Origin of the sequence: Streptomyces sp. NPDC088354 (genome assembly GCF_044753585.1) — a bacterium.
GTDB lineage: Bacteria > Actinomycetota > Actinomycetes > Streptomycetales > Streptomycetaceae > Actinacidiphila.
This window is the reverse complement of sequence record NZ_JBIVNJ010000010.1, coordinates 192,713-209,843: the sequence shown is the minus strand read 5'-3', so window position 1 is coordinate 209,843 and position 17,131 is coordinate 192,713. Positions and strand designations below refer to the sequence as shown.

At 74.0% G+C, this 17,131-nt stretch carries 12 protein-coding genes; 2 read left to right on the top strand and 10 right to left on the bottom strand.

Annotated features, from left to right (window positions below; genetic code table 11):
- Window positions 1-33: 33 nt before the first annotated feature.
- The 6 genes from ACIP98_RS18010 to ACIP98_RS17985 all read right to left on the bottom strand — a co-directional run bounded on the left by ACIP98_RS18010 (window position 34) and on the right by ACIP98_RS17985 (window position 8,386).
- Window positions 34-3,786, bottom strand: coding sequence for a lipopolysaccharide biosynthesis protein (locus tag ACIP98_RS18010; protein ID WP_401976784.1), 3,753 nt, complete (start codon window positions 3,784-3,786; stop codon window positions 34-36).
- Window positions 3,779-4,603, bottom strand: coding sequence for a polysaccharide deacetylase family protein (locus ACIP98_RS18005; RefSeq protein ID WP_319661895.1), 825 nt, complete (start codon window positions 4,601-4,603; stop codon window positions 3,779-3,781). Before ACIP98_RS18005 ends, ACIP98_RS18010 begins: the two co-directional genes overlap by 8 nt.
- Before the next feature lie 52 nt (window positions 4,604-4,655).
- Window positions 4,656-5,609 carry a glycosyltransferase family 2 protein gene (locus ACIP98_RS18000; RefSeq protein WP_401976782.1) on the bottom strand — a complete coding sequence of 318 codons (954 nt, stop codon included), beginning with the start codon at window positions 5,607-5,609 and terminating at the stop codon, window positions 4,656-4,658.
- Window positions 5,606-6,403: a glycosyltransferase family 2 protein gene (locus ACIP98_RS17995; RefSeq protein ID WP_319661898.1), complete on the bottom strand. Its 798-nt coding sequence runs from the start codon at window positions 6,401-6,403 to the stop codon at window positions 5,606-5,608. Before ACIP98_RS17995 ends, ACIP98_RS18000 begins: the two co-directional genes overlap by 4 nt.
- A 482-nt stretch (window positions 6,404-6,885) precedes the next feature.
- Window positions 6,886-7,980: a GNAT family N-acetyltransferase gene (locus ACIP98_RS17990; RefSeq protein WP_319661899.1), complete on the bottom strand. Its 1,095-nt coding sequence runs from the start codon at window positions 7,978-7,980 to the stop codon at window positions 6,886-6,888.
- Window position 7,981: 1 nt separating this feature from the next.
- Window positions 7,982-8,386, bottom strand: a complete 405-nt coding sequence (locus ACIP98_RS17985) for a hypothetical protein (protein ID WP_319661900.1) — start codon at window positions 8,384-8,386, stop codon at window positions 7,982-7,984.
- 364 nt (window positions 8,387-8,750) lie between these two features.
- Here ACIP98_RS17985 and ACIP98_RS17980 point away from each other — a divergent pair, with 364 nt between their 5' ends.
- Entirely contained in the window at window positions 8,751-9,542 is a 792-nt protein-coding gene (locus ACIP98_RS17980; RefSeq protein WP_401976779.1) for an SGNH/GDSL hydrolase family protein, read from the top strand.
- A 55-nt stretch (window positions 9,543-9,597) separates the two neighbouring features.
- Here ACIP98_RS17980 and ACIP98_RS17975 read toward each other — a convergent pair whose 3' ends face one another.
- The 4 genes from ACIP98_RS17975 to ACIP98_RS17960 all read right to left on the bottom strand — a co-directional run bounded on the left by ACIP98_RS17975 (window position 9,598) and on the right by ACIP98_RS17960 (window position 16,009).
- Complete coding sequence (locus ACIP98_RS17975) at window positions 9,598-11,262, bottom strand: serine/threonine-protein kinase (RefSeq protein ID WP_401976776.1); 1,665 nt, start codon at window positions 11,260-11,262, stop codon at window positions 9,598-9,600.
- Window positions 11,263-11,352: 90 nt separating this feature from the next.
- Window positions 11,353-12,984 (bottom strand): nickel transporter, encoded by a 1,632-nt coding sequence (locus ACIP98_RS17970; RefSeq protein ID WP_401976774.1) that lies wholly within the window; start codon window positions 12,982-12,984, stop codon window positions 11,353-11,355.
- Complete coding sequence (locus tag ACIP98_RS17965; protein WP_319661905.1) at window positions 12,981-14,357, bottom strand: tetratricopeptide repeat protein; 1,377 nt, start codon at window positions 14,355-14,357, stop codon at window positions 12,981-12,983. The genes ACIP98_RS17970 and ACIP98_RS17965 overlap by 4 nt, the downstream gene beginning before the upstream one ends.
- Before the next feature lie 80 nt (window positions 14,358-14,437).
- Window positions 14,438-16,009 carry a DUF4331 domain-containing protein gene (locus ACIP98_RS17960; protein ID WP_401976772.1) on the bottom strand — a complete coding sequence of 524 codons (1,572 nt, stop codon included), beginning with the start codon at window positions 16,007-16,009 and terminating at the stop codon, window positions 14,438-14,440.
- A gap of 206 nt (window positions 16,010-16,215) precedes the next feature.
- Between ACIP98_RS17960 and ACIP98_RS17955 the strand changes: the two genes are divergently transcribed.
- Complete coding sequence (locus ACIP98_RS17955; RefSeq protein WP_401976770.1) at window positions 16,216-17,064, top strand: anti-sigma factor domain-containing protein; 849 nt, start codon at window positions 16,216-16,218, stop codon at window positions 17,062-17,064.
- Window positions 17,065-17,131 lie beyond the last annotated feature (67 nt).

Here is a 17,131-nt window from a genome sequence, read left to right as displayed (position 1 = left end):
CCGGGGTTGTTCCCGGGGCCGGGAGGCAGCCGGTCAGCTCAGGGTGAGGAAACGGACCGCCGTCGCCGCCAGGAACACCAGCAGCAGGGGCGCCGCCGCCACCAGCGACCAGCGCATGCCGCGCCGCCGCCTGGCCTCCGGCACGGTGACCCGGACCAGCTCGCGGGCCCCGAGCAGCACCAGCAGTGAGACGCCGGCGAGGACGCCGGCCGCCGTCCAGGTGTTCCATGTCACCACGGGGAAGACCCGGCCGGGCCGCGGTTGCGCCGCCGCCCAGCCGGCGGGCTGTTCGCGCAGTGCGTAGACGGTCGCGTCCTCGTTGCGCACCACCGGCCGCAGCTCGGTGCGCCCGTCGAGGGAGCGCAGCAGCTTGTCGGGCCAGGTCCGGGAGAATCCGGCGTCCAGCTGCAGATAGGCGTCCTGGCCGCGCGAGACCATCAGGTACGAGTTCGGTCCCGCGTCCTGGAGCGCCTTGACCAGCGGATCGACCAGCACCGGGTCGCGCGGGGCCAGGACCGGCACATACGTCACCCGCTCCATGTCCCGGGCGTTCCACGGCAGGCTCGGTGTCACGTCGTTCACCGGGTCGGTGCTGAGCCACACCAGGCGGGCGGTCGGCTTGTCGTGCGCGTACACGTACTCCATGGCCGCGACCTCGCCGGTGCGGACCCGCTCGAACGGCTCGTTGCCCCAGCGGGCCACCAGGAAGCCCGCCATCAGCACCCAGCCGGCCAGCAGCGCCGCGGCCGGCCCGCGCCACCCGCGGTCCGACGAGGAGCGCGGGAAGAACGCCAGCGCGCCCAGCACGGCGGCGCCGGGCAGGGCGAACAGGAACACGCGCAGGGCCATCTCGCCGCCGTAGGACTGCATGCCGAAGCCGAGGAACGGCACGACCAGCAGCACCAGCAGCGCCCGGTCGTTGATCCCGGCCCAGCGGCGGCGCAGCCAGCCGGCGGCCGCGAGCACCATGACGCCGCCGGCCAGGGCGATCCGCACGTACAGCACCAGCTTGTGCACCGTGCTGCCGCCCTCGATGCGCCCGGAGACGCTGGAGGAGACATTGCCGCCGAGCGAGCCCACGCCGCCGAACAGCTCGTCGAAGTGGCCCGACCAGTACGGCTCGGCCAGGTAGCAGATCCAGCCGATCAGCAGCACCCCGCACAGCAGCGGCAGCCCGAGCGGCGTCGACCGCCGGACGAGCACGAGCACGGCCAGCACGCCCAGCATCACGAAGGGGGTGAGCTGGTGGCTCACCACCGACGCCGCGAACAGCGCCACCAGCAGGGCCAGCAGCACCGCCCGGTCGATCCGGCCCGTCGGCGGCACCTCGGCCTCACCCGGCAAGAACGTGCCGCGCGGCGCCCCCGGGGCCCGGAACCAGACCAGGAGCACGGCCGCGAACAGCAGGTAGATCAGGTAGTTGAGGGACTGCGGGGAGAAGTAGTCCTGCCCCACCCAGCCGCACAGCGCGAACATCCACACCGCGCACCACTTGGCCCGCCATCCGGCGCGCACCGCGCGCAGCAGCAGCATCAGCGGGGCCAGGTAGAGCAGTTCCACGGCCAGCGGCCACCAGCGCAGCACTTCGGTGAGGTCGGTGAGCCCGATGGCGCGGGTGACGAAGGTGACCGCGGCGAAGAAGCCGGGCCAGGAGAAGCGGGCGTCCATGTCGGGCGCGGCGTCCCCGGTGCGGCCGATGTAGTCGATGAAGCCCGCGTGCTGCCACGCGGTCGCGAACCGCGGCTGCTCCTCCAGCAGCGCGGGCACGCCGTGCAGGGACGCCACCGTCGCCAGCAGGATCGCCAGCAGCAGCCACCGGCGCGGCGCGCGCAGCCACAGGCCGGCCGCGAAGGCCACCACCAGCAACGCCGCCCCCGCCAGGGTCGCCGGAGGGAGGACGGAGATCAGGCCGAGGCCGTTCATCGCGTCGAGCGAGGCGTCGTCCATGCGGCTCAGCGGCAGCCAGTACAGGGTCAGCGCGCCCACCAGCAGGACCCATACGCCGAGTTCGAGCAGCCGGGTCCGGCGGCCGGCGGGCGCGCCGGGCGGTGCCGGTGCTTCCGACGCCTGCTCCGCGGAGGTTTCCGCAGCTGTTTCCGCCGGGGCGGGCGCCGGTGGGTCGGGTGCCGGGTCCGGCGCCGCGGGGGCGGTCGCGGGTGTCAGGGACTTCTCCGCGCGCGGCGCGGGAAGCTCGGGGATCGCGGTGCCCTGCGGCGGCGTCACGTAGGGACGCCGCTCGGGGTGGTCGAAGTCCAGGTGCACCCCCAGTCGGAGGGTGTCGCTGTCCAGCGCGGCGGCCCGCGCCCAGCGGGTGCCGTAGACGATCTCCAGGTCCTCGCCCGCCGCGGCCGCCTGCTCGGCCGCCGGTTCGGCGGTGCTCGCCTCGTACGCCTCGGCCGCCGGTGCGGGGGCCGGCTGCGGACCGGCCGCGGGAGCGGTGACCAGCCGCCGCAGCCCGACGACGGCGACCACCGCGATCACCACCAGGCTGCCCAGCTCGGCCCACCCGGCCCCGGTGATGCCCAGCGGACCGAGCAGCGCGAGGGTGAGCCCCAGCACCAGCAGGCACAGCACGCCCTGGAGGAAGGCCAGCAGCCCGGTGCGGCTCTGCGCGCGCAGGATGCCGAAGTAGACCTCGATCAGCACCCGGGTCAGGGAGCACAGCGCCAGCAGCCGCAGCAGCGGCGCGCCCTCCTGCGCGTAGCCCTCACCGAAGACGCCGAGGATCTGCGGTGCGAAGACGCCCATGAAGAGCGTGATCGGCACCATGATCTTGGCCATCCGGCGCAGCGCCGCCCGGCAGTTCTCGGCGATCCGGCTCGGGTCGTGGGCGCCCTCGACGGTCAGTGAGGACCCCATGTTGATCGCGAGCAGGTCGATCGTGCCGCCGATGGTCATGGTGATGTAGAAGTACGCGTTGTCCGTGGAGGAGATCTGCGAGGCGACCATGACCGGGACGAGGTACACCACGGCGAGCGCGAAGAACGAGCCGGTGGCGTCACCGGCGACGAAGCGGCCCATCTGACGGCCTGTCGGCGGCTCGGCCGTCTCCGGCGTTGCCTTGGCGTGCCGGGGCGCCAACCGGCGGAAGACCAGCCAGCCCAGCGGCACCACCGACAGGCCGATGGCGGCGACCCAGGACACGAACACACCGGCCGTCGGCACCGCCGCCGCGATGCCCACCAGCAGCGCCAGCTTCGCAGCAGAGAAGACGGTGTTGCCGACGGGCACCCACACCGCCTTGCGCAGCCCGGTCAGCACCCCGTCCTGCAGGGTCAGCAGCGACCAGCCGACGACCGCAGCGATGAAGCCGAGGCCGTTGACCGTGCCGTGCAGGAAGCGGTACGAGGGGCCCCAGAAGTCCAGGGTCAGCAGGAAGACCGCCGCCGCGAAGGCCACGATCGCCGAACTCCCCGCGTACGTACCGAAGATCAGGCGTCCGGTGCGCAGGCCGGAGACCGGGATGAAGCGTGCGAGCGCCCCGGTGAGGGTCACCGCCGTCAGGCCCGCCAGGAACTTCATGGCGGCGATGGCCGCCGAGCCCTGGCCGACCGCGTCCTCGCTGTAGTAGCGGGCCGCGACCAGCCAGTAACCCAGGCCGAGGACCGCGGAGACACCGGTGTTGAGCATCAGCGCGTAGGCGTTGCGGAACAGCTGGTTCCCGCCGCGCTTGGCGGTGCCGGACGCGGTGCCGGGATCACCGGCCGTCGCGGTGCCGGCGGCCGTGCCCGGTGCGGGTTCCCCGGGCGTCGTGGGCGTGGTGGACGTCGTGGTCGTCTCAGACACCGCTCTCGCGCACCTTCCGCACACCCCGGCGGGCTCTGCGCACCAGGGAGTACCCCTGGGTCAGGACCCGGTCCGCCGCGAAATTGCGGGCGACGGCGCGCCCTTCGACCAGCCGCTCGAACTCCTCGATCCCCGTGCCGCGGCGGACGGTCACCCGGGCCAGCGCAAAGGGGCTCTGCCGCCGCGGGTCGGCGAGGGCGTTGCCCACGGCGAGCGCGGCGCCGTAGCCGGCCATGCGCACGGCCTGCCGCACCCGGCGGGTGGAGTAGCCGTACGGGTAGGCGAAGGAGGCCGGCGGCGCGCCCAGTTCGTCGCGCAGGATCTCCTTGCAGCGCAGCAGCTCGAACCAGAGCCGTTCGTCACCGAGCTGGTCCAGTTGCGGATGGGAGTGGCTGTGCCCGCCGATCTCGGTGCCCGCGTCGCGCAGTTCACGCACCTGGTCCCAGTCGAGCATGGTGTCCGGTGCCGCGCCGGGCACCTCGTGGTCGCCGCGCAGCCAGCCCGTGGAGACGAAGAGCGTGGAGGTGAAGCCGAGGCCCTTCAGGACGGGGAGGGCGTGCCGGTGGACGCCCTCGTAGCCGTCGTCGAAGGTGATCAGCACCGGGCGGTGCGGCAGCGCCCGCCCCTCCCGCCAGGCGTTCGCCAGCTCGAACGTGCCGAGCGGGGTGAAGCCGCGCTCCTCGAGCAGCGCCATCTGCGCGGCGAAGGCCGCAGGCGTCACGGACAGTCCCCGGGTGGCGCGGGCGGGCGTGTCGGTGACGGCGTGGTACATCAGGATCGGCACGGGGCCGTCCCGCCGTCCGTCGTTCTCGGTCATACGAGGGCACCTCCCGGTGTGCGGTGGACGGACGGCAGAGGGACGGCCGGTCTCACGGCGTGGCCTCCCCCCGGGTGCGCAGTCGGGCGACGGCATACCCGACCGCCGTGGCCGCCACACCGGTGACGATGGCGCCGGCCCGCCCCGCGCCGCCGGGGCGGCCGCGCAGGGCGTCGCGCAGTCCGCGCGCGGCGCCGGCGGGCAGGACGCGGGTGGCGTACCGGCGTTCGGTCTCCAGGCCCGCCTCGGTGCCCACGCTGCGGGTGACCAGCGCCTTGGACAGGCCCTCGGCGTAGCAGCGGGTGCGGAAGTAGGCGAAACGTTCCCTGGCGGCGGGGACGCGGTGCCAGATCACGGCGCGGTCGTCGATGAGCAGCAGCGTGCCGGGCTTGGCCTGCGCGAGCCGGATGCAGAACTCCGTCTCCTCGCAGCCCAGGGGCCGTTTGTCGCCGTCGCGCCCGATGCCGGTCGCGAAGCCGCCCGCGATGTCGAAGGCGGTGCGCCGGAACGCGGCGTTGCCACCGAGGACGTTGCGCACCGGCGCCCGGCCGGGCGGCTGGCCCCGGTAGGAGGCGCCCACCACCCAGTCGAACTCCTCGGGGAACCAGCGCGGCCGGTGCCCGGAGGCCCAGACCGGGCGGGTGCGCCCGCCGACGCCCATGACGAGCGGGTCCTCCAGGGCGTCGGCGAACCAGTGCAGCCAGTCCCGTTCGGCGACCGCGTCGTCGTCCAGGAAGGCGACGGCCTCGCCGGTGGACGCCGCGATCCCGGTGTTGCGGCCTGCCGACAGGCCGCGCGGCCCGGCGTTGGCGAGCACCCGCACCGGGGTTCCGGCGTAGTGCTCCGCCAACCGCCCGCGGAGCGCGGGGTTGTGGTCGACGACCAGCAGCACCTCGTGGGCGGCCAGGCTCTGCGCCTCCACCGAGGCCACCGCGGCGAGGATGTCGCCCCAGCGGTCCTCGGTGTAGACGCAGATCACCACGGAGACAGGGGTCCGCGTGGTCACCGCACCTCCTTGCGGCGTGCGGCGCGGCGCTCGTTCTTCTCCTGCACGATGACCTTCAGCACCCGTAACCCGTCGCGCACCGCGCGCAGGTTGCTGACGCCGTGGATGCGCACGTACTCGTGGCTGGGGATCTCCTGCACCTTCAGGCCGGCGGTGACGACTCTGATGTTCATCAGGGTCTCCACCTCGAAGCCGGTGCAGTCCAGCGTGATCTTGTCCAGGCAGTGCCGCCAGAACGCGTTGTAGCCGTAGCACAGATCGGTGTAGCGGGCCCCGAACTTGGCGTTGACCACGGCGCACAGGACGCGGTTGCCGAGCTTGCGGATCGGGGTCATGTCGTCGGTGCCGCCGCCGTTGGCGAAGCGCGAGCCCTTCGCGAAGTCGGCCCCTCCGACGAGGGCCGACACATAGGAGACGATCTCCGACCCGTCCGCCGAGCCGTCGGCGTCCACCATCACGATGATCTCGCCGGTGCAGGCGGCGAAACCGCTGATCAGGGCGTCGCCCTTGCCCTTTCCGGTCTGCGCCACGATCCGGACGTCCGGCCGCAGTTCACGGGCGACCTTGATGGTGTCGTCCGTGGAGTTCCCGTCGACGAGGACCACTTCGTGGATCCACGACGGCAGGGTGGCGAAGACGTGCGGCAGGTTCTCGGCCTCGTTCATGGCCGGGATGACCACGCTGACCAGCGGAGCGATCGCCAAGTGCGTGGAGACCGGAGTGAAATGGTCCGGAGCCAGGACCGCGACTGCCTGCGCGTGCCCGGTGACTGCCGGGCGCAGAGACGAGCTCATGAGTCTGTTTTCCCTCTCGTCCGGTGGGTCGCCCGTCCCGGGCGCCCTCTGGTGTGCCGGTTCGAAAGGGGGGTTGTCTCACCCCGCCCGGGAATCCGCGCATGCAGGGCATGGCGACGTCCCAACAGCTGGCGGGCCGGGTGAGTGGACATGCGTGACTGGCCGCGCGGCTCGCGACTCGGCACACACGTCCTGGTGACCGAGCACGGCACCCCCCTACCGCGCCCCGATCTTCCTGTCGCGACTGTCTGGCCCTCCCCTTGAGCCGCTTTGCATAACAGGTCGATGCGGGTGGATGTATGACGGTATTGACGGTTGGAACTCTATGGCAAGACTCGTGAGAGTGAATACCATTTCATTGAATTGGCGGATAATCGTCCAGTTGAGTCATGGTGTGACACGATGGGCGATGATCAGTCCCGATCGGAGTTGATCGGTACCGTTGAGCCCTATTGATCATTCCTGTGGCGCAATGTCCGTTATCATGTACCGGCGCGCAACCGCCCCACACGCTTCAGGAATCGGTCCGCCGGCTCCCGCAGCACGGGATGCGCCGTGACCGCGTTGCGCAGGGCGCGCACCGGCGCACGCCGGGCGCGATGGCCGAGCGCCACCGGATGCGGCCGGGTCACCCAGCCCTCGGAGACGGTCAGGTCGCGGGTCTTCAGGGACTCCTTGTACTCCTTGTGGCCGCGCCCGAGGTCGAGATGGGCCACCCCGTCGGCCGCCGCCCCCTCGGCCATCCGCAGATGGAGCACCAGCCCCGGCGAGTACTTCGAGAACTCCGTGTCGTACGCCGGGAACCAGCAGGCCAGCACCGCCGGCGTACGCATCCCGAAGTGCGCGGCGATCGGCCGGTCGCCCGCGTACAGCACCGACAGCAGGCCGCTGAAGGACTCCTCGCGGGTGTGGAAGAGATGCTCGACCAGGTCGACGATCCACGGCCGCGCGAAGCGGTCGCTGCGCCCCGTTCTTCGGTACTGCGCCGACTTCCACCCCATGAGCGTGCGCAGCGCGCCGACGTCGCGCTCGTCGTGGACGTAGCGCACCTCGCCGACGTCCCGGCCGAGCTTGCGCTCCTTGGCGAGCGTCGTGCGCACGAACTTGGGCGAGTGGCTGCGAAGATGGCCGAGATACGCCTCGTAACCGTGTTCGACGTCCATGACGGGTGAGGCGTACGTACCGGTCGCGCCCTCCTCGAAGGGCTTCTGGCCCTCCACGAGGTGGTCGAACTCCCAGACGGCCAGCCCGCAGGCGCGCAGCAGCTCCCGGGCGTCCCACTGGAACCCCGGCCGGTGCACGAGACCCTGGCAGTCCGAGAGACCGAGACCGACGGCCCGTCCCACGCCGGCCGCCGAGCGCTGGAACGGGAAGAAGGCGACCGGTTCGCCGTCCTCGCGGACCACCGCGACGCGCACGCCCCGGTGGTGGTGGGCCACGGCGAAGGTGAAGCCGGGTGACAGGAAGGGATTGCCGAGCTGCGGGCTGCCCATGGCGACCGCCTGGCTCTGCACGCGTGCCCACGCCGCCCGGTCGGCGGCGGTGAGCTCGCCGGGGCGGTAAACGGTGATGTCCACTTTACGGAGTCCGCCTTCTCTCGGCCCGGCCACGGGAGTGCCGCAGGAGCGGCAGCAGGAACAGCGCGGCGCTCACCGCCGCCACGGCGGCGACCCCGCCGCGCACCGACCACAGGTGCAGCGCGAGCATGCCCTGCGCCACGAGCAGGTCGATGACGACGGTGCCGCCGACGGCGACGACCGCCCGGCTGAGCGGGTCGAGGCCCCGCAGCCCGGCGGCGAGTGCCGCGGCGGGCGCGGCGAGCAGGAAGAAGAAGGTGAACGGCGCCCTGACGGGCGAGGCGATGTCCGCGAGCGCGAGCACCGCGCCGACCCCGCCGACTCCCACGGCGGCGCCCGCGAGCAGGGGAAGTGATTCCTTGCCGATCGGGTGACCGGCCGCGTTGTCTGTGTGCGGTGGTTGCATTGGCGACTTTGCCCCCCAAAACGCCGGATGCAGGTGTTCAATGTCGCTCAATTCGGGCGTGGGCGTCAAGGAAGCGGGGAACAGAAGCGGCCGTGGTACCCGGAGCGGGTGGCGGGCCGGACAGGTGCGGACGATTTCCCCCGAACTGCCCGGCGGCGGGCGGGAGTTTGTTCGGCGCGGCGGCCGGGGGCCGGTGGGGGAGGGCGACGCGGGCCGACGGGGGCGCGGGCGGTGGCAGGCCGGCGGCCCGTCACCTGCGCGCCCTCCGGCGGGGGTCGCGGTGCCCGCCGCGGCGCGGACACCGCTCGCGCGAGCCGGCGCGCGGTGCGGAGCAAGCGGCGGCGATGCTGCTAAGTGAGGTTGCATGAGACTGCCCCGTTGCGTGTCCGCCGCGTCCGCGCTCGTCCTCACCGCCGCACTCGCCCTGACCGGTGCCGGCCCGGCACAGGCCTCAGGCCCCGTGTACGTGGCCCTCGGCGACTCCTATGCCTCGGGCGTCGGCTCAGGGAGGTACGACGACTCCAGCGGCGGCTGCTACCGCAGCAGCCGGGCGTACCCGCGCCTGTGGGCCAAGGCGCATACTCCGTCCGGGTTCTCTTTCCCCGCCTGTTCCGGTGCGACCACCGTCGATGTGATCAATCGTCAGCTCGGCGCGCTGAACGACACCACGACCCTGGTCAGCGTCACCGTCGGCGGCAACGACGCCGGATTCGTCGACGTCATGACCACCTGCCTGCTCAGCACCTCCAGCGCCTGCCTGAACCGGATCGACCGGGCTCGCGACTACATCGCGAACCGGCTCCCGGACCGTCTGGACACGGTCTACGAGGCCATCGGCGCCCGGGCGCCCGCCGCCCGCGTGGTCGTCGTCGGCTACCCCCGCTTCTACCGGATCGGGACCTCCTGCATCGGCCTCACCACCGCCAAGCGCAGGGCCATCAACGACGCCGCCGACCTCCTCGACACCGTCACCGCCAAGCGCGCCGCCGACCACGGCTTCGCCTTCGCCGACGTCCGCGGCGCCTTCACCGGCCATGAACTCTGCGCCGGAACCGCGTGGCTGCACAGCCTGACCATCCCGGTCCACGAGTCGTACCACCCCACCGCCTCCGGCCAGTCCGGCGGCTACCTCCCGGTGTTCTCCGCGGCCGCCTGATCCGCGGCGCACGCACTCGGAGGGGGCCGGGCGACCCCCGGCCCCCTCCGCGCGGTCAGGGAGAGGCGGGTGTGCCCGTGGGGGAGGGGGACGGGGACGGGGACGCCGTCCGGCAGGTGACGGTGAACGGGACGTGTTCCGACTCCACCGCCTCCGGACTCCCGGTCTCCAGGGCCATCCAGTCCTCGTGCGTGGCGTCCGGCTCGTACGACGGCTCGATGTGCTCGACCGTCCGGCTGGTGTCCCCGCCCGCCGGGAAGTCGAGCCTGCGCCACGCCGAGTCCCCGCCGGTGCCGCCCCCCGTCCGCCAGCGGTAGGTGACCGTCGCTGGGGTCCGGTCCACCGTCACGACCGCCGAGAAGGCCGGCGCCTCGGCCTCCGGCGGCGGGCAGGCGCCCGTGTAGCTGTCCCGCACCGCGTGCACCGAGACGTGGACGTTCACCCGGACCGGCGTGTGCGACGTGCCGGAGGACGTGTCCGAGCCCGGGCCGTGGCCGTCGGTGGGCGACGCGGAGCCCGTGCCGGCGGCCGGGGAGGAGGCCGCCGGCGAGGAGGCCCCGCCGTCCGTCGTCACGGCCGGGGAGGTCACGCCGGCGCCGTTGACACCGCCCGTCGTGGCCGTCGGCCCCGAACCGGCCCCGCCGCCCCCGTCGTCGTCCAGCAGCGCGTACGCCATGCCGCCCGCTCCCAGCGCCAGCGCGAGCACCCCCGCCGCCAGCGCCAGGAGCGCCCGGCGGGGCCGCCCCGTCGCGGTGGCGGCCGGCGGTTCGTCACGCGGGGGCGGCGGCAGGGGCGTCGTACGCACCGGTGTGCGCCCCCGGTCCGGGTCCCGGACCGGCTGCGGCGCGGTGACCGTCAGGGCTGCCTCGGTGGGCGGGTGGGCCGCGGCGACCGGGCCCGGCCCCGCCGGGCGGCCGGACGCCAGGGCCTCCAGCTGCCGCCCCGCCTCGGCGGCGGGGAGCCGGGCCGCGGGATCCTTCCGCAGCAGTCCCGCGATCACCGGGCCGAGCGGGCCCGCCCTCCCGGGCGGCGGCAACGGCTCGTCCACGACCGCGCGCATCGTGCTCAGCGCCGTGTCGCGCCGGAAGGGCGAACCGCCCTCCACCGCGACGTACAGCAGCACGCCCAGCGACCACAGGTCGGACGCCGGGCCGGGGCGGCGGCCCAGCGCGCGCTCCGGCGCCAGGTACTCGGGCGAGCCGACCAGCTCGCCGGTGCGGGTCAGCGCCGAGGTGCCCTCGATCATCGCGATGCCGAAGTCGGTGAGCACCACGCGTCCGTCGTTGCCGATGAGCACGTTGCCGGGCTTGACGTCGCGGTGCAGCACACCGGCCGCGTGCGCGACGCGGAGGGCGGCCAGCACCTTGGACCCGATGTCCGCCGCCCTGCGCACGGCCATCGGCCCCTCGGCGTCGAGGACATCGGCCAGCGTCAGGCCGCGGATCAGCTCCATGACGATCCACGGGTTGCCGTCCGCCATCGCCACGTCGTAGACCTTCACGACGTTCGGGTGCTCCACCCGGGCGGCGGCGCGGCCCTCCTGCTCCAGCCGCGCGTAGAGGCGCGCGGTGTCGCGCTCGTCGAACCCGGGCGGGGCCTTCACCTCCTTGACGGCCACCTCGCGGCCGAGCAGCTCGTCACGGGCGAGCCAGACCACGCCCATGCCGCCGCGGCCGAGTTCGCCGATCAACCGGTAGCGCTCCGCCACGACCCGTGTCATCGGCGGTTCCCCCCTTCGTGGCGCCCGCTGCCCAGCATGACCGAACTTCCCCCTGGACGAACCCTTTCGACGGGAACCTCCCCGTCGACGTCAACCGAGCGTCGCCGCGGCGCCCCTGAGCACCAGGCCGCAGCCGAGCACCAGCACCACCGACGCCGTCGCCAGCGGCGCCAGGCGCCGGGCCGCCGTCAACGCCCGCCCACGGAGCAGCCCTTGACGCAGCGACGCCCGGCCGGCCAGTCGGCCCAGGCGCACGACGGCGAATCCGGCCGCCGTGAGCGTGGCGGCCAGACCCGCGCCGTACGCCAGCACCAGCAGGAAGCCGAACCACGCCTGGCCGAGCGCCGCGGCGCCGACGAGCACGACGACGGCGGACGGGCTGGGGACCAGGCCGCCCGCGAAGCCGAGCAGGATCGTGCCGCGGAGGGTGGGGCGGGCCTCGTGGCCATGCGGGTGCGGGTGCGGGTGAGGATGGCGAGAGTCGTGCGGCGCGGGGGCCGGGCGCTCGGCGGTCAGGACGGCGGTGGGCGCGCGGAGGCGCCGGTGGGGGGCGTGCGCATGGCTGTGGCCGTGCTCGTGCTCATGCTCGTGCTCATGCGCGTGGTCGTGGTCGTGGCCGTGCTCGTGCGGGTGGTCGTGGCTGTGCCCGTGCTGGGCGCGGCTTCGCAACCGCCACGCCCTGCGCAGCAGCGCCGCCCCCGCGAAGGCGACCAGCAGGCCGCTCGCGATGCCGAGCCAGGCGATGACCGAGGGCGCCGCCGCCGACCCCGTCGTCACCAGCAGCCCGAGCCCGAAGACCCCGAGCGTGTGGGTCACCGTCACCGACGCGCCGAGGGCGACCATGTCACGCCGCGACCGGCGACCGCCCGCTGCTGCCGCCGCGGCCATCAGCGTCTTGCCGTGGCCCGGGGCGAGCGCGTGCATCGCGCCCAGCGCCAGCGCCGTGAGCAGGGCGAGCGCGGCGAAACCCGGAGTGAGCGCGTGCCGGGACACCAGCCCGGTGAGCGCCCGCGTCCAGCGGTCCGCACCGCGCGGCAGCACACCGCCCCCCGGTGCCGCCGTGCCCGCGTCCGCCGCGTCGCCCAGTGCCGGACCGCCCGGCGTCACGCGCAGCCGCGCCGACCGCTCGTTCGCGGGGGAGGACAGCAGGTCCCCCGGGTAGGCGGTCAGGCGCCGCGACACCGACGCGGCGGGTACGTCGGCGGAGGCCGGCGTCATACGGTCACCGCGCGCCGTGATCTCCCGCCAGCCGGGCCCGGTGCCGATGTCGGCCGGACGGTACGTCAGCGTGAAGGACGCCTCGCGGGGCAGGGCCGCCGTCAGCCGGCACTCCACGCGCAGCGTCGTCAGCCCGGCCTGCCCCGGCCGTACGGCGGCGCTCGCCGCGTCCACCCGTACGGGAACGCTCCGCCCGTCCGCCGCGGCCCGCGCGCCGTCCGCCGCGGCGCGGCAGCGCTGCCGCGCCCAGGCCGCCAACTCGGGCTTCGCCAGGGTGCCGTCGCCGTCCCGGTCGACCGCCGGGGCCGCTTGGGCGGCGGGGATCTCCGCGAGGTCCTCGACGTGGTCGACACGCAGCGCGCCGGGCGCGACGACAAGACCGTCGTAGCGGTTGACGGTGAAGTTGCCGAGCGGGTGCGCCTGCGCCTGCCCCGCGGGCAGGAGCGCGAGCGCGGCGGCGGCCGCCGCCACGGCGGCCGCCGCGGCCGTCCTGCGCCGGATCATGACGGGTCTCCTTCGATACGAGCGATACGAGCGAGGGCCGCGCGGGCGGCGGGGGCGCCGGTCGGGGAGAAACCGGGGTTGAGGCGCAGCGCTGCGGCCAGCGACGCGCGGGCGGCCGGTCGCCTGCCGAGCGCGGCCTCGATGACGCCGCGGTGGTAGAGGAAGGCCGCGTTGCGGTAACCGGGCGCGGAGGAGCGCACCGCGTACGGCAGGGCCTCCCGGTCGCGGCCGTTGGCGTGCAGGGCCCAGGCGAGGGCGTCGGCGGTGTGCACGGTGTGCCGGCGTGCCCACTCCGCTCGGGCCGCGCGCAGCGCCTCGCGCGGGTCGCCGTGGTCGGCGGCGACCAGGGCCGCGTCCAGGTCCGTCGCGACGCCGTTCGCCTTGGCGAGGGCGATCCAGGTGCCGACCACCGCGTACTGCTCCCGGGCCTTGTCCCGCCGGCCTGCCGCCTCGTACAGCTCGCCCAGCTCGGCGAGCTGGGCCGGAAGCGGGTAGCGGCGCACGACGTCGGCCAGGTCGCGGACGGCCCTGGCGCGGTCGCCGCGTGCGGCGTACGCGCGGCCGCGGCCCTCGATCGCCGGCAGGTAGCCGGGGGACGCGCGCAGGGCGGTGGCGTACTGCCCCAGGGCGTCCGCGTAGCGCCCCTGGCTCCAGGCCAGCTGGCCCAGTGCCGTGGCCACGTAGGCGGTGTCACCGGGGGTGCTCGCGGAGTCCAGGGCCCCGGTCAGGATGCGGCGGGCGCCCGCGGCGTCCCCGCGCAGCTCGTGCACGTACGCGAGGCGGGTGAAGACGGGGACGCCGGGGCGCAGCGCGTCGGCGTGCTCGGCGGCGGTCCGCGCGGCGTCGTAGCGGCCGAGTTCGACCAGGGCGTCCACCCGCACCGCCAGGGCGCGTTCGTTGTAGGGGTTGGTGCGCAGGGCGCGGTCGGCGGCGCTCAGGGCGGTGCCGAAGTCGTGCCGGGCGGCGGCCAGGGCGGCCTGCCCGGCGAGCGCCGCGTCGTTGCCGTCCGGGGTGATCCGCAGGGAGCGGGCGAGCGCCGCCGCGGCCTGCGGGTAGCGGGTGGGGTCGCCGGAGGTGCGGGCCTGCTCGACGTAGGCCGCCCCGAGGGTGGCCCACCCCGAGGAGTCCTTCGGCTGCGCGCGCAGATGGTCCTGCAGTCCCGCGATGCCGCCCGCGAGGTCTCCCGCCGCGAGCCGGTCCAGCGGGGCGTCGCCGGCGCGCGCGGCGACCGCGGCCGGTCCACCGGCCGGTCCGGTCCGGCCGGAGGAGCCGCCGAGCACCAGCGCACCCGCGGTGAGCGCCAGCGCGAGGCCCAGCGACAGCGCGATGAGGAGGACGGCGGTGCGCAGCCGGCCCAGGGGCGGTGCGTCCATGGCTGTCTGCCTTTCGGGTGGGGTGGGAGCCCCGGCCGGGGCGAGGGGAGCCATGCCCCGGCCGGGAACGGGACCGGCGGTCAGGCCCGGTGCGCCCGCGCGCGGACCGGGCGGCGGCGCATGCGCCACCAGACCAGCGCGGCGCCGATGAGCAGCACACCCGCGCCGCCGGAGGCGGCCGAGGCGATCAGGACGGTGTTGTCGTCGTCGCCGGGGCCCTGGATCAGGCCGCCGGCGTTGAGCTGCGTCACCCCGTCGGTCCGGGCCCCGTCGGTCGTGGCCGCCTTGGCCGTCGGACCGTCCGAGCCGGAGTGGGGCAGCGCGACATAGGGGAAGCTCGCCCCGAAGGACTGGTCGTTGGCGTTGACCGCGTCACCGAGGTCGTTCTTGGCGCCCACCAGTTCGCCCTCGACCACCTGCAGCGCGATGTCGACGACGTCGTCGGTCAGCCGGCGCCCGTTCGGGAAGCCGGCGGTGTCGCCGTCGAGGACGCCGAGCCGCTTCGGCCGCGCGGTGGGCGGCACGGCCGTGTTGAGCCTCAGCATCTCCGACGGGCGGACGTGCGGCGGCTGGTTCAGCCCCGGCGCACCGGTGAGGAAGACCTGGACGAGGTCGTTGCGCGGGGTGGCCGGCGCCTTGATCTTGTAGATGCCCTCGATGAGCCTGGGCAGCTCGGGCTCGGTGACGTTCCTGAGGAACTGCGCGTCGTTCCAGGGCGACGAGGCGTTGAACCTGTCCTTGTCCTTGAGGGGGTTGACCACCTCGTTGACCAGCGGCATGCCGAGCCGCGAGACCTGTGCCCAGTCCCCGTCCGCGGTGCGCCGCTGGGTGGTGGACCAGATGCCGATGACCGGCTGCTTCGCGGACCGGCGTATCGCGGCGGTCGGGACCTGGAGGGCGATCGTGTTGACGTTGTAGCCCTTGAGGGTGTCGTCACCGACCTCGGACAGGTTGCCCCCGTAGAGGAGGTCGAAGACCCGCAGATCCAGGAAGAAGGGGTCGTCGGACTGGCCGGCGAAGGCCGTCGTGCCCCGGCCCAGGTCCCTGACGGCCTGCCGGCGCAGGACGTTGTAGTCGGGCATCGACGCCTTGCCGACGTTCGACGGTGCCACCGGGATGTCGTTCGCGACCTTGTAGCGGCCGACCACCTGCTGGTCGTGCAGACGGAACAGGTCGATGTCGTAGGTCTGGAAGACGTTGAGGTCCGGGTCGTCGAGGCTGGTGACCGGGCCGGTGTTGTAGAGGAACGTCTTCTTGTTGCGGACGTGGTCCTGGAACGTCCACCGGTAGAGGTAGTCGCCCTGGGCGTCGCCGTCGTTGTCGATGTGGATGTCGTACTGGGCGTCGTCGGCGAACGTGTAGAAGTTCGGGCCGCCGGCGGGGTCCTCGAACGGGATCCAGTTCGCCACCAGCGTGGTGGTGTCCGGGCGGTCGGGGCTGACGAACGCGTAGACGTCCGTGGTGTCGTACTGCGGCTGGCCCGAGATGAGCGGCGCCTCCCGGTGGCTGGAGGCCTCCGCGGCGTCCGGTGCCAGCACGGCGACGCCCGCCGCGGCGAGCCCCCCCGCGGCCAGGGTGCCCGCCGTGATCAGGGCGATCGCACGGGATCGCCCGATCCGGGCCGTGAGCCTGTTCCTGAGTTCTGCGGTCATCGCGTCGGTCCTTCGCGAGTGCGGCCCCTCCCCCTTGGAAGAGGTCCTGCGAGAGGTGTTCGGGACCGGGTGGTGGGGCGGATTGGCGGCCCCGGAGGAATTTGCGTCACAGGTTTGTCACGTGATAATGGGGCAACCGGGCATCGGTGTCGCGGAGTTGAGGCGGAGCCGGCCCTCCCGGCCCCCGAGGGAAGCAGGGGAGCGAGATGAGACGCTCCGTGCACGATCTGGCCGAGTCCTACACCCTGGACGCGCTGCGGCCGGGGGAGGTGCGCCGCTTCGAGGCCCATCTGCTGCGGTGCGACGCCTGCGCGGACCGGGTGCGCGAACTGGCCGGGGACACCGTGCGGCTCGGGGGTGGCGGGCAGGGGCGGACGCGGACGGTCCGCGGGGAGGCGGCCGGTCACCCGGGGCACCGGGAGTACCCAGCGCACCGGGGGTACCCCGGGCACTTGGAGCACTTGGAGCACTTGGAGCACTCCGGGCGCCGGCCCGGCGTGCGCTGGCGCGAATGGAGCGCGCGTGCCGGTGCGTACCACCGCCTGCGGCGATGGCGCAGGCCCTCGGCGGTCCGGCTGGCAGCGACGGGTGCCGTCGTGGCCCTGGTCGTGTCCGCGGTGCTGGGCGTCCTGCTCCATCGCGCCGAGGAGCGGCTGGACCGGGAGCGCGCGCGGACGCGTGCGGTCATCGAGGTGCTCAACGCGGGTGACGCGCGGCCCGCCTACACCAACGACGACCACGGCCGGGGCGTGACGGCGGTCTACTCGCGGGCGCTGCGGCGCGCGGTGGTGACCGTGCAGGGCCTGCCGCGGCTGGAGGGGCGCCGGGTCTACCAGGTGTGGCTGGTCAGCGAGCGCCCGGAGGCATTCCGCTCGATCGGGGTGTTCGCGGACGATCCGGGCGCAGGCGACACGCCCGGGCCGCTCGTCGCCGCCGGCCTGGACGACCGCTCGTACGCGTTCACCGTCACGATTGAGCCGAGTGGCGGATCACCGCAGCCCACCGCCGACCCCGTGGCCCAACTGCCCCTGCTGGCCCTCGGAATCGGTACATGACTGTCAACACCCTTGACGGACAGGTGAATCCGGTAACGCGGATGCGTAGGTGACGCGGCAGGACGAT

Bases quoted from the DNA above. Each gene is read 5' to 3' on its own strand.
- ACIP98_RS18005 (WP_319661895.1), bottom strand. From the start codon at position 4,603: ATGACCGAGAACGACGGACGGCGGGACGGCCCCGTGCCGATCCTGATG.
- ACIP98_RS17995 (WP_319661898.1), bottom strand. From the start codon at position 6,403: ATGAGCTCGTCTCTGCGCCCGGCAGTCACCGGGCACGCGCAGGCAGTC.
- ACIP98_RS17985 (WP_319661900.1), bottom strand. From the start codon at position 8,386: ATGCAACCACCGCACACAGACAACGCGGCCGGTCACCCGATCGGCAAG.
- ACIP98_RS17980 (WP_401976779.1), top strand. From the start codon at position 8,751: ATGAGACTGCCCCGTTGCGTGTCCGCCGCGTCCGCGCTCGTCCTCACC.
- ACIP98_RS17975 (WP_401976776.1), bottom strand. From the start codon at position 11,262: ATGACACGGGTCGTGGCGGAGCGCTACCGGTTGATCGGCGAACTCGGC.
- ACIP98_RS17970 (WP_401976774.1), bottom strand. From the start codon at position 12,984: ATGATCCGGCGCAGGACGGCCGCGGCGGCCGCCGTGGCGGCGGCCGCC.
- ACIP98_RS17965 (WP_319661905.1), bottom strand. From the start codon at position 14,357: ATGGACGCACCGCCCCTGGGCCGGCTGCGCACCGCCGTCCTCCTCATC.
- ACIP98_RS17960 (WP_401976772.1), bottom strand. From the start codon at position 16,009: ATGACCGCAGAACTCAGGAACAGGCTCACGGCCCGGATCGGGCGATCC.
- ACIP98_RS17955 (WP_401976770.1), top strand. From the start codon at position 16,216: ATGAGACGCTCCGTGCACGATCTGGCCGAGTCCTACACCCTGGACGCG.